The sequence below is a fragment of the Lysobacter auxotrophicus genome, from assembly GCF_027924565.1.
Classification (GTDB): domain Bacteria; phylum Pseudomonadota; class Gammaproteobacteria; order Xanthomonadales; family Xanthomonadaceae; genus Lysobacter_J; species Lysobacter_J auxotrophicus.
Map to the genome: position 1 here is coordinate 4,142,990 of NZ_AP027041.1, position 12,462 is coordinate 4,155,451.

General features: G+C 68.6%; 10 protein-coding genes. 4 read left to right on the top strand and 6 right to left on the bottom strand.

The features are described from left to right. Positions 1–45 precede the first annotated feature (45 nt). The 4 genes from LA521A_RS18880 (at position 46) to LA521A_RS18895 (ending at position 4,762) form a co-directional block, all read left to right on the top strand. Complete coding sequence (locus LA521A_RS18880; RefSeq protein ID WP_281782141.1) at positions 46–771, top strand: FAD-binding oxidoreductase; 726 nt, start codon at positions 46–48, stop codon at positions 769–771. A 505-nt stretch (positions 772–1,276) separates the two neighbouring features. After that, positions 1,277–2,803 carry an alpha/beta hydrolase gene (locus tag LA521A_RS18885; protein ID WP_281780363.1) on the top strand — a complete coding sequence of 509 codons (1,527 nt, stop codon included), beginning with the start codon at positions 1,277–1,279 and terminating at the stop codon, positions 2,801–2,803. A 4-nt stretch (positions 2,804–2,807) separates the two neighbouring features. After that, entirely contained in the window at positions 2,808–3,554 is a 747-nt protein-coding gene (locus LA521A_RS18890; protein WP_281780364.1) for an ABC transporter ATP-binding protein, read from the top strand. Continuing rightward, complete coding sequence (locus tag LA521A_RS18895) at positions 3,551–4,762, top strand: ABC transporter permease (protein WP_281780365.1); 1,212 nt, start codon at positions 3,551–3,553, stop codon at positions 4,760–4,762. Before LA521A_RS18890 ends, LA521A_RS18895 begins: the two co-directional genes overlap by 4 nt. A gap of 482 nt (positions 4,763–5,244) precedes the next feature. On the opposite strand, the gene LA521A_RS18900 is transcribed toward LA521A_RS18895, so the two are convergent. From LA521A_RS18900 to rpmH, 6 genes are all read right to left on the bottom strand, one after another. Further along, complete coding sequence (locus tag LA521A_RS18900) at positions 5,245–6,255, bottom strand: energy transducer TonB (RefSeq protein WP_281780366.1); 1,011 nt, start codon at positions 6,253–6,255, stop codon at positions 5,245–5,247. A gap of 171 nt (positions 6,256–6,426) precedes the next feature. Then, entirely contained in the window at positions 6,427–7,665 is a 1,239-nt protein-coding gene (gene ubiM, locus LA521A_RS18905; RefSeq protein WP_281780367.1) for a 5-demethoxyubiquinol-8 5-hydroxylase UbiM, read from the bottom strand. Between the two features lie 82 nt (positions 7,666–7,747). Beyond that, on the bottom strand, positions 7,748–9,091 hold the full coding sequence (gene mnmE / locus LA521A_RS18910) for a tRNA uridine-5-carboxymethylaminomethyl(34) synthesis GTPase MnmE (RefSeq protein WP_281780368.1): 1,344 nt from the start codon (positions 9,089–9,091) through the stop codon (positions 7,748–7,750). 287 nt (positions 9,092–9,378) lie between these two features. Continuing rightward, positions 9,379–11,076, bottom strand: a complete 1,698-nt coding sequence (gene yidC / locus LA521A_RS18915) for a membrane protein insertase YidC (RefSeq protein WP_281780369.1) — start codon at positions 11,074–11,076, stop codon at positions 9,379–9,381. 14 nt (positions 11,077–11,090) lie between these two features. After that, positions 11,091–11,525 carry a ribonuclease P protein component gene (rnpA, locus tag LA521A_RS18920; RefSeq protein WP_281780370.1) on the bottom strand — a complete coding sequence of 145 codons (435 nt, stop codon included), beginning with the start codon at positions 11,523–11,525 and terminating at the stop codon, positions 11,091–11,093. A 58-nt stretch (positions 11,526–11,583) separates the two neighbouring features. Further along, positions 11,584–11,724: a 50S ribosomal protein L34 gene (gene rpmH, locus LA521A_RS18925; RefSeq protein ID WP_036139660.1), complete on the bottom strand. Its 141-nt coding sequence runs from the start codon at positions 11,722–11,724 to the stop codon at positions 11,584–11,586. Positions 11,725–12,462 lie beyond the last annotated feature (738 nt).

Genomic DNA, 12,462 nt, shown 5'->3' on the forward strand with positions numbered 1-12,462 from the left:
GCCGTGGCCATCCAGCACTTCCCGCTCAAGCTCGTTTCCCGCCGCATGCTGGCCCCAAGCGTGGGCCATTACACCTTCGTGCGCGATGACGGCCAGCCGCTGGATTTCATCCCTGGGCAGTTCATCCAGGTGCATTTCACGTATGCCGACGGCACGGCGACCAAGCGCAGCTATTCGCTGGCGACCATCCACGACCACGCGCTGGGCCCGGGCGAAGCGGTGGAAATCGCCGTGAGCTACGTGCCCGGCGGCGCGGCGACGGCGTTGTTCGAAGGTCTGGAGGATGGCGGCCACGTGGACGCAAGCGGTCCGTTCGGCCGGTTCTGCCTGATGCCGCAGGACGCGAACGCGCGTTACCTGCTCATCGCGACCGGCACCGGCGTCACGCCGTATCGCGCGATGTTGCCGCAGCTGGAAGCGCTGATCCGCGAACGCGGCGTGCGCGTGGTGCTGCTGTTCGGCGCGCGCAACCCGGAAGAATTGCTGTACGGCGACGAGTTCCGCGCGTTCGCCAGCCGGTATCCGGAGAATTTCCGCTTCGTCCCGTGCTTCTCGCGCGAGCTGCCGGCAGCCGATTCGCCGCACGCGCACGCCGATGTTCGACACGGTTACGTGCAGCAGTTCCTCGACGAGTTCGCACCGGATGCGACCGGCGACATCGCCTACCTGTGCGGCAATCCGAACATGGTCGACGCGTGTTTCGACGCGCTGAAGGGCTATGGACTGCCGGTGCCGCAGGTGCGACGCGAGAAGTATGTGAGCAGCAAGTAGTTCTGGGCTGCGGAACAGGTAGCGTCGAAGCACTCACTTTCGGCCAACCACCTGGCCGTCATTCCAGCGAAAGCTGGAACCCATTTTGCTGTTGCTCCTGCTCCTGCTCTTGCCGCTTCGCTCCGCTCTTGATCGTGCGCGCGTTTGTAGCCCGGGTAAGCGAAGCGCACCCGGGTCGGAGAATTGAACGCGTCCCCGGGTGCGCTTCGCTTACCCGGGCTACAAGAGCTGCAAGCAAGCCGTTTCCAGCTTTCACCGGAACCACGGTGGGTCGTTCACCGGCGCTGCGCGACTGGACGTCACGGGCCTGGGTCCCGGCTTTCGCCGGGATGACGGTGATGTGGCTTGCGCGATGAGCGAGGCCGCGGCCGACACGTCGACCCGAGCCGCCGTCGCCCACCTCCAACTGCACGACGCACCCCCCGCGATCCGCCAACCCGCGTGCAATCCAACGCCCCTTTCCCTCTGGCATGCTGGCGACTTCCACGTCGGACGAGGGACCCCGATGCGCACGTCACCTGCATGGATCGCCGCACTCGCGGTGCTCTGTCTTTCCGCCTGCTCTTCACGCGACGACACGACCGCGTCCAAGCCCGACGCCGAGGCCGGCAAACGCCTGTTCGGTTCGATCGCCTTCGAACCGTGCACGCTCTCCGGCGCACTCGCGTCGTCGAGCATCGATGCGCAGTGTGCGCGGCTGGACGTACCCGAAAACCCGCAGCGGCCCGATGGCCGCCGCATCCCGCTGAACATCGCGTGGCTGCCGGCAGGCGACAAGGGCAGCAAGTCGCCGGATCCGGTGTTCTTCCTCGCCGGCGGCCCGGGGCAGGCCGCGACGGAGTACGCGGTGCAGGTCGACGCCGCACTGCGCGACGTGCGCAAGCATCGCGACGTCGTGCTGATCGACCAGCGCGGCACGGGCAAGCTCAGCCCGCTCGTGTGCCGCGATGCGAACGGCGCGGAGCTCAGCCTTCCCGCGGACGAGGAAGTCGACGCCGGCGTCGTGGCCGACTACGCCGCGCGTTGCGCGATGGCGCTGGAAGGCAAGGCGGATCCGCGCTTCTACACGACCACGCAGGCGATCGGCGATCTCGACGCGGTGCGCGCCGCACTCGGCGTCGCGCAGGTCAACCTGGTCGGCGTGTCCTACGGCACGCGTGTCGCGCAACAATACGCCGCGCGCTATCCGCAGCACACGCGTTCGATCGTGCTCGATGGCGTGGCGCCGAACGATCTTGTCGTCGGCGGCGAGTTCGCGCGTACGTTCGAGCGCGCGCTCGAACTCCAGTCGGCGCACTGCAAGTCGCTTCCTACCTGCCGCGAACGTTATCCGCGCGATCTGCGCACGCAGTTGCGTGGCCTGAAGGAGCGCCTGGAAGCGGCGCCCGTGCAGGTGGATTACCGCGATCCCGCCACCGCGCAGCGTCGCCGCGACACGCTCACCGCCGACACCGTCGTCGGGCTCACGCACATGTTTTCGTACATGCCGGAGATGATGTCGCTGATGCCGGTGGTGATCGATGAAGCCGACCGCGGCGAGTACGCGCCGCTGATGGCGCTGGCGCAACTGGCGACGCGAAGCATGGACGGTCGCATGTCGCGCGCGATGCAGTGGTCGGTCGTCTGCGCCGAGGATGCGGACCGCTACACGCCCGATGCGGCCGACGCCGACACGGTGCTGGGTGCGGAAATGGGCCCGGCGTTCTTCGCCGCGTGCAAGGCCTGGCCGCATGGCGCGCGGCCTGCGGCGTTCGTCGAACCGCTGCGTTCGAACGTGCCTGCGCTGCTGCTGTCCGGCGAGATGGACCCGGTGACGCCGCCGGCGTATGGCGAGCGCGTGCTGAAAGGCCTGCCGAACGGACGCCACTTCGTGCTGCGCGGACAGGGACACAACGTCGGCGCGACCGGCTGCTTGCCCAAGCTCGTCGGGCAGTTCGTCGAGTCGCTCGATGCGAAGGCGCTGGATGCCACATGCCTGGATTCGGTGGGCTACGTGCCGCCGTTCACCGGATACAACGGATGGGAGCCGTGACGCGATGATCGTCGCACAGGATCTGCACAAGAGTTTCAAGACGGCCACCGGCGTGGTGCGTGCCGTGGAAGGCGTGCGCTTCGTCGCGCGCGATGGCGAAATCACCGGCCTGCTCGGCCCGAACGGCGCGGGCAAGACGACGACGCTGCGCATGCTGTACACGCTGATGAAGCCCGACACCGGCGAGGTGATGGTCGACGGCGTCGATGCCACGCGCGATCCGGCCGCGGTGCGCGGCGCGCTCGGCGTGCTGCCGGACGCACGCGGCGTGTACAAGCGACTGACCGCGCGCGAGAACATCGCCTACTTCGGCGAACTGCACGGCATGTCGAAGCAGGCCATCGCAGCGCGCACGCAGGTGCTCGCCGATGCGCTGCAGATGCACGACATCCTGGATCGCCGCACCGAGGGCTTTTCGCAGGGACAGCGCACCAAGACGGCGATCGCGCGCGCACTCGTGCACGACCCGCGCAACGTGATCCTCGACGAGCCCACCAACGGCCTGGACGTGATGACCACGCGCGCGATGCGCGGATTTTTGCAGCAACTGCGCGCGGAGGGGCGCTGCGTGATCTTCTCGAGCCACATCATGCAGGAGGTCGCCGCGCTGTGCGATCGCATCGTGATCGTCGCCAAGGGGCAGGTCGTCGCCGCGGGCACGGCCGATGAGCTGCGCGAGCAGACGGGCGAGGCGAACCTGGAAGATGCGTTCGTGAAGGCGATCGGTTCGGAAGAGGGGCTGCACGCATGAGCGTCGATTCGATCAAGGCGAACCGTCCCGGCCTGTTCGCGTCGATGTGGTCGGTGATGCGCAAGGAGCTGCTCGACATCTCGCGCGATCGCCGCACGCTCGCGCTCGCGCTGCTGCTCGGCCCGCTGCTCTATCCGGTGCTGATGATCGGCATGGGTTCGCTCGCCGAATCGCGCGCGCGCACGCAGCTGGACCGCACGCTGGAGGTGCCGACCGTCGGCCTCGAACGCGCACCGAACCTGGTCGCGTTCCTCGCCACGCAGGGCATCCGCGCGGTGAAGGCGCCGGACGACGTCGATGCGGCGATCGTGCGGCAGGAGTTCGACGTGGCGCTGCGCATTTCGCCCACTTACGCGAACGACTGGCGCAACGGCAAGCCGGCGCTGGTGGAGATCGTCGCGGACACGACGCGTCGCGACAGCGAGATCCCGAGCGCGCGCGTGCGCGCGGCGCTGGAAGGCTACGGCGGCCAGGTCGGCGCATTGCGGCTGCTCGCGCGTGGCATCGACCCGTCGGTCGTGCGCCCGGTGAGCGTGGGCAGTCGTGATCTCGCGACGGAAGAAGCCAAACGCGGCTTGATGCTCGCGGCGATCATGCCGTACCTGCTGATCCTGATGTCGTTCATCGGCGGCGCGTATCTGATCATGGACGCGACCGCGGGGGAGCGTGAACGTCAGTCCCTGGAACCGCTGCTCGCCACGCCGGCGTCGCGCGGCGCGATCGTCAGCGGCAAGATCGCCGCCGCGTGCGCGATGGGTTTGCTGTCGCTGCTGCTGACGCTGATCGCGTTCAAGATCAGCGCGCAGGTGAGCACGGGCGTGGGGCGCATGCTCGACGTGAGCTTCGCCTCGATCGGTCGCATGCTGTTGATCCTGCTGCCGATGGTGTTCATCGGCACGACCTTGCTGACGTGCCTGGCCGCGGCCGCGAAGAGCCTGAAGGAAGCGCAGAGCCACATGACGTGGCTGATGCTGTTGCCGATGATCCCGACGATCGCGTTGATCGTGAATCCGGTGAAGACGCAGGCGTGGCAGTTCATGGTGCCGTTCCTCGCGCAGAACCAGATGCTGCTGAAGGTCATCCGCGGCGAGGCGATCGACCTGCGCACGTGGGGCATCTACCTCGGCGCCGGCTTCGCGGTGGCGGCGTTGTTGTGGTTCATCGCGGTGCGGCGTTATCACCAGGAGCGGCTGGCTATCGCAGGGTGAGTGCGTTGTAGGGACGCTGGCGAGTAACCATAAGAAGGCCCGGCCGAGGTCGGGCCGGATGTGCACGCCGGATGGTGGCGCGTCGTTGGTGATGCGGCGCACGTGTCTGCCCCTGGATCCCCGCCTCCGCGGGGATGACGATCAAGAGCGAGGTCGGAGCAGCAGGAGCCAGGGCGGCAAGAGCAGGATCAAGATGGGTTCCAGCTTTCGCTGGAATGACGGAGGTTCTTTGCCGGTGGGAGAGTGCCCGAGCGTTGCGGGCCTGGGTCACGGCCTTCGCCGGGATGACGGGGAGTGGGATCACGTATCGGATCGCGCACGGCGCAGCCACGCACTGCACGCCGCATCCACGTCTTGCTCGATGAAACCATCGCGACCCCAAAGAGAAAGGCCCGACTCGCGTCGGGCCTTTCGTTTACAGCGTTGCTTTGCGAAGCGCCCGCGGTGGCGTCAGTCCCCCAACCTTCGCCACCGCGCAGCGATCAGCTCTGCGGGTTGAAGCCGATCGTGCGGCGCGTCGTCACCGGCGCGTCGATCGGCTGGAAACGCCACTTGCGCACGGCGTTGACCGCTTCGCGGTCGAAGATGCGCGCCGGGTTGGAGCGCACCACGCGTGCAGCCGTGACCGAGCCGTCGGTGCCGACGGTGAACTCGACCTGCACCTCGCCTGAGGTGCCTGCGCGCAGGGCCTCCGGCGGGTAGCGCGGCGGCGGCATCGACAGCGCACGCAGGTCGCTCGCGTCAGCCGAAGCCGGTGCGGCGGCCGCCTGGCGGGCGGCGGCGGCACGCTGTTCCGCGGCGCGCTGCTCGGCGGCGCGGGCGTCGGCCGCACGCTGCTGTTCGGCGGCGGCGCGGTCGGCGGCAGCCTTGTCGTCGGCCTGCTTACTCGCGGCCTGCTGCGCGGCGAGCTGGCGGGCGGCCTCTTCCTGCTGCTTCTTCTGGTCCTCGACGCGCTTCTTTTCGAGTTCGACCTTCTTCTTGGCCTCTTCCTCGGCGGTCAGCTGCTGCTGCGCGGCACGCTTGGTGGACGCGTCCTGCTGCGCGGCGATGCTGGCCTTCAGGCGCGCGAGCGCCGGGTGCTGGGCATCGGCCTTCTCCAGCAGCGCGGCCAAGCGCTGCGCTTCGGCGAAGTCCTCACGGTTGACGCTCTGCTCGGTGGCGATGACCGTCATCGGCAGCAGGTCGGTGAGTGCGCTGGAAACGGCGGCGTCCCCCGGCGCCTTGTCACGCAGCGCGAGGTAGTACTCGACCGCGTTGTCCTCGGCCGGCGCGTAGAGGCGGTTTTCCGCATACGCCTTGCGGGCCGCTTCGCGCAGCTGGTCGGCGGTCAGCGCCGTGACCTTGGCCGACACCGCGGTTTCCGCCGTGACCGCAGGCGCTGCCTGGGTCGCGGCCGGCGCGGCGGCGGTGGGCTGGGCGGCTTCTTCTTTCTGGCAGGCCGCGAGCGCGCAGCACAGTGCGAGCGCGACGGACAACTGCGATACGACAGACATTCGGCGCGAACGCCGGTCTTGTGGATTAACGAACGTCATTGGCAAAGCTCCCCTGAAGTGCGCCGTCACGAGCACACGGGCACTAGATCGCGTGAGCGGCCCCTGTTTGTCAAGCGAACGGCCCGTCGAGCCTACCATCGGTCGGCGGGCCGTGGCCGCCCATCGCCCCATTCAGCCGTCGCCCGTTGTCCCGTAATGCGCGAATTTCCGGGGCGAAGCCCTGCCCGGGCGATCGGCCAGGAAGCCCGCCAGCAGCTGCCGGAACGGCGGAAAGCCCGCGCTCGCCCGCAACACGGCGGCGCGAACTGCGCGAATCGGTGCCCGGTCGTCGGTGAACAAAGCGACCACGCCGCGCGTGGCCAGGTGCAGCGGCGCGGTCGCGAGACGGTGCCCGCGGGCGTAGCGGGCCAGGAGCGCCGCACCGCCCGGATCGCCACCGGCGACGGCTGCGCGACGCAGTTCGTCGGCGAGCCGCTCGACGCCGAGCAGCCCCAGGTTGAAGCCATGCGCCGTCACCGGATGCATGCCGACGGCTGCATCGCCCAGCAGCGCCAGGCGCGTGCCGGCAAAACGCGTGGCCCACGCGCCAACCAGCGGGTACACGTGGCGCTCGCCGGGATCGGACACGACGCCGAGTCGGCCGTGGAAACGCCGCGCGATCTCCTGCGCGAAGGCCGCATCGTCCATCGCCTGCAACTCGCGCATCCGCACGCCCGGCAGCGTGACCACGACGGAGGATCGATGTCCCGGCGGCGTCGCGCGGCCGAGCGGCAGGCGCGCCAGCGTCTGGCCGTGGTCGAACCATTCCCACGCGGTGTCTTCGTGCGGCGTCTCGTGGGTCACGCGGCACACCAGCATCGCCCGGCCGAAATCGTGCATGCGCGTGGGGATACCGAGCGCGCGGCGGGTTTCGGAAAAGCGTCCGTCCGCGGCGACGATGAGCTTCGCAGCGAAGGTGCGACCGTCGTCGAGGCGAACGCGCGCGCTCGTGGAATCGGCCTCCACTGCGGCGACGCGCACGCCCGCGTGGAGTTCGACGTTGCCCGATTCGGCCATCGCCTCGAACGCGGCCGCGCGGATGGCGTGGTTCGGCACGAGCCAGCCCAGCGGCTCGTGGCCACCGCCTACCTCCAGCGGCGTGGCGGCGCCGGTATCGAACACGCTGGCGCGGCAGAGCGGGTGGCATTCGTCCGCCGGGAGGCGACGCCACACGTCCAGCTCGCGCAGCAGGCGAACCGAGCGCTGGGTCAGTGCGATCTCGCGTCCGTCGAACGTCGGTGCGCGAAGCGTCGTTTCGGGCTCGCGTTCCAGCACGACCACGCGAAGGCCGCTCGCGTCGAGCGCCCGCGCGAGGCACAGGCCGGCGGGGCCTGCGCCGATGACGATCACGTCGGTTTCGATGGGCTGCATGCGGGCGCTCGCGTTCGGGACTGCGCGCACTGTCCCGCGCAGCCTCCGCGGGCGCCTTGATCCGCGTCAAAGGCAGGCCGACCTACTTGCCGATGCAGAAGCTCGAGAAGATGTGGCCGAGCAGGTCATCTGCATGCACGCGGCCGGTGATCTCGCCGAGCGCGTCGTGCGCGAGGCGCAGCGATTCCGCGGCGAGGTCCAGCGCCTCGCGGTCGAGTTCGACGCGCGCCTGCGCCAGATGTTCGCGCGCGATCGCGAGCGCATCGACATGCCGCGCGCGCGCGGTGAATGCACCTTCGCCGGCGGCATCGGCATTGCCCTGCGCAAGTTCGCGCAGCTGCGCGTGCAACGCGTCCAGCCCGGCGCCGGTGCGCGCGGACACGTGCAGAGTGTCCTGCGTCGTTGGCACCGGCGCATCGAGCAGGTCGGCCTTGTTGTGCACCCAGATGCGAAGCGGCACGTCGGCGATGGCGTCGCTCACCGCGGCGCGTCCGCCCTGGGGATCGCGCGCGTCGAGCACGACGAGCGCCAGGTCGGCGCGTTGCAGCTCGCCGCGGGCGCGACGCATGCCTTCACGTTCGATGACGTCACCGCCCTCGCGCAGGCCCGCGGTGTCGACGAGCGTGAGTTCGACGCCGTCGATGCGAATGGTTTCGTGCAGCAGATCGCGCGTGGTGCCGGCGATGTCGGTGACGATGGCGCGCTCGCTGCCGGCCAGCACGTTGAGCAGCGAACTCTTGCCGGCGTTCGGCGGACCGACGATCACCGCGTGCAAGCCATCGCGAAGACGGCGCCCGCGCTCGGCGGCTTTCAGCAGGTCGTCGAGTGCGAGCGAGGTTTCGCCCAGTCGAGCGCGCAGCTGGGCGCCGCCCAGGGTGTCGATCGGTTCGTCGGCGAAATCGATCGCCGCTTCGACATGCACGCGGATCGCGAGCAGTTCGTCGGCGATGGCATCGACGCGGCGCGAGAACTCGCCATCGAGCGCGCGACGCGCAGCGCGTGCGGCGCGAACGTCGGCCGCGGCGATCAGATCCGCGACCGCTTCGGCCTGCGCGAGATCGAGCCGGCCTTCGAGGAAAGCGCGCTCGCTGAACTCGCCGGGCCGTGCGCGACGCGCCCCAAGCGCGACGCATCGCGCGACGAGCTCGTGCAGCACCGCGGAACTGCCATGCGCCTGCAGTTCGACCACGTCCTCGCCGGTGTAGCTGGCGGGCGCGGCGAAGAACAGCGCGATGCCGTCGTCGATCGTTTCGCCGTCGGCATCGCGAAAGCGCACGTAGTGCGCGACGCGTGCCGTGAGCTCCCGCGCCGCAAGCGTCTGCGCGATGGCGCGCGCTTTCGGCCCGGACAACCGCACGATGCCGACCCCGCCCGCACCGGGCGCGGTGGCGATGGCGGCGATGGTGTCGCGGGATATCTCAGTCATTCGGATTCGCTGTGTCGTGTTGATGCCGCGCGGCTTCGCCATGTCGCCCTCTACCTGCTCGTCGTCCGGAACTCGCGTGCCGGCAAGCCAGTCGTGGGGTTGGCCAATTCTTCGTATCGCTTCATGACGTCACTCGTTTGGAAGTGACGTCCTATCCATCACGTGACCGGCCGTGCCCATGTCGGGCGTGGTCGTCACTGCGTCTTTTACAACAAGTGCGTGATTCTGGTGCCCCCAACGACGAAGCCCGCCTTCCGGCGGGCTTCGTGCGAACGGCTCGGCAAGGCTTACGCCTTCGCCGGCTCCTCGCTGTACTTCTTCACCATCCACCACTGCTGCAGCAGGCCCAGCGCGCCGTTGGTGACCCAGTACAGGACCAGGCCGGCCGGGAAGAAGGCGAACATCACGCCGAACACCAGCGGCATGAACTGCATCATCTTGGCCTGCATGGGGTCCATGCCGGTGGTCGGGTTCAACTTCTGCGTGAACCACATGATGGCGACGTTGAGGATCGGCAGCACGAAGAACGGATCGCGCGAGGTCAGGTCGGTGATCCAGCCGATCCACGGGGCGTGGCGGAGTTCGACGGATTCCGACAGCATCCAGTACAGCGCCAGGAACACCGGCATCTGCAGCAGGATCGGCAGGCAGCCGCCTACGGGATTGATCTTCTCCTTCTTGTACAGCTCCATCATCGCCATCTGGAACTTCTGCTTGTCGTCCCCGTAGCGCTCCTTGAGCTGCGCGATGCGCGGCTGGAACTTGCGCATCTTCGCCATCGACTTGTACTGCGCGGCCGACAGCGGGTACATCGCGAGCTTGATCAGGAACACCAGGCCGACGATCGACCAGCCCCAGTTGCCGACCAGGCCGTAGATCTTCTCCAGCACCCAGAACAGCCAGCCGGCGATGGTCGCCATGATGCTGTAGCTGCTGAAGTCGACCGCGCGGTCCAGGCCCGGCACATGCTGGGCTTCGATCGCCTTCACCAGCTTCGGGCCGACCCACAGGCGCGCGGTGGTTTCGGCCTTCGCGCCCGGCGCGACGGTGACGCCCGGTCCGACTTCGCGGATCAGGTACTGCGTGCCGCCCGCGCCGTTGGGCGTGGCGAGCGAGAACGTGGTGGTGTCGTTCGAGCCCGGGATCCAGGCGGCGAAGAAGTGGTGCTGGAGCATGCCGATCCAGCCACCGGTGACCTGCTTGTTGAGCGGGCCATCCTCGACGAAGGCGTCGTACTTGCGCTTCTCGTACTTGTCGGCGCTGGAGTACCACGCGGCGCCCTGGAAACTGTACTGTTCGGCGCTCATCGGGCCCTTCTTCACCAGCGCGCGCGGGACGCGGCTGAGCTGGCGGTAGACGAAGCCCTGCCACGGCTGCGCACCGGCGTTGATCACTTCATCGCGCACCTGCACGACGTAGTTGCTGCGGGTGAAGGTGTAGGTGCGGCGGATGGTCACGCCGTCGCTGCCCGTCCAGACGAACGGGACCTCGACGGTGTTCGCGCCATCGGCCAGCGTGAAAGCGGTCTTGCCGCCTTCCGGCGCGAAGCCCGACTGGTGCGTCGGCGCCTGGCCGCCCTGGCTTACCCAGCCGCTCTGTGCGACGAAGTAATTGGCGGCGTCGGTGGCGAACAGGCGCACCGGGGTGCTGTTGTCGTCGGCGGTGCTCGGATACTTCAGCAGGTCCGCCTGGCGCATTTCGCCGCCGTCCAGCACGACGTTGAGCACGTCGGTGGTGACGGTGACGCTGGGCGAGGCGGCCGAGGCGGCGCTGGTCGTCGGCGTCGTCGCGCCGACGGTGGGCGCGGCGGGCACCGCGCCGGGGGCGCTCGCCGTGGTCGGGATGCTCGGGTCGGTCGGCGTGGCCGCGGCCGTGGTGGCCTGGGCCTGGGCCGGCGGCGCGGCCTTCTCCTTGCCCCACTCCATCCACAGCAGGGTCGCCACCATCAGCCAGGCGAAGATCAGGAAGACACGGGTCTGGTTCATGGGCGACAGGCTGCTCAGCCGCGATCAACGTGCGGCGCTGGGGCGGAAGGGGAAGCGGCCGGCATTGTGCCGGGCGCCGGTGACAGGGGCAACGCGGCGGCAGGCGCGAGGGCGCCGCTGCGCTGCAGCAGACCCTGGAAGGCGGCGACGAGTTCCGGTCCGCTGGCATGGCGCGCAGGCGGACGCGCGACCACGACGAAATCGCCCGCGGCGAGTTGCCCGCGCAGGCGACGGAAGGTATCGCGAAGAACGCGCTTGATGCGATTGCGACCGACGGCGTTCGGATCGACCTTGCGGGACACGGCCAGGCCCATGCGTGCAGGCACGTCGCTGGGAAGCCAATGCAAAGCCAGCACGGGCAGCGCCGTGCGCCGTCCGTGCTGGAATATGCGGTCGAAATCGGACTTCGCGCGAACCCGCGCGCTGCGCGGGAAGCGGGCCGATGTCATCTGAAGCTACCGGCGTGGGCCGGTGTGCGGCCGCCGCGAAACGCGGCAGCGGCGGAGCTTAGGCGCAAAGACGCTTGCGGCCCTTGGCACGACGACGGGCGAGGACCTTGCGGCCATCGGCGGTCGCCATGCGGGCACGGAAGCCGTGGTCGCGCTTGCGCTTGAGGTTGCTGGGCTGGTAGGTGCGCTTGGTGGCCATGGCTCGGCTCTATGCGTAAACGACGGAAAAGACTGGAGATTATGCGCCGATCCGCGAGGGCAGTCAACTGAGCCTGCTTGCCACCTTCCGCGACCCGGCCGATGGAGCCGTAGCTGGTTATCCACGCCGGCAGCGGAGCAAGCAGTTCGCGAGCTGGGCGCAACCTGTGGACAGAATCGAGGCACGGATCGCGCGCCTGAGTTGCCCACAGATTGTCCGCTGGTTGCCGGCCGGGTTCTACCGGAGTTTCGCTGGCGGTGCGGACCTTTGCGATCAAGCGCTTGGGTGGCTTATCCCGGATTGCCGCGTCCACCACCACCACCACGCTTTTGATTTATTCCATATGTTTGTAGCGGTACGCGCGTCCGGTTCGCGGTCACGCCAACCGCTCGTGGCGTCGTCGAAGCGGGAACGACGATTCGAACGTCAGCGGTGGAAGAATCCGACGTGTGGCTCGGTCCAAGCCGGGTCTCCCTTCAAGGCCCCGGGTGAGTCATCCGATAACGAAAGTCGCAGGCCACGTCGCGTCGGATCCACGAGACAGCCAGCCGTCGGCCTGTGGACTACCTGTTAATCCACCTGTGGACAAGTCCTGTTCCGCGCCCGGTCGCGGTGATAGTCTGCCCGCACCCCCAGACCCGTTCGCCGCGATCCGTGCATCGCGCGGCGGGATGCTTTTCGCCGTGGTTTTCCGGTGCTTTCGCGCCGGGCGCACAAGAGACGAAGATCCCCGAACCG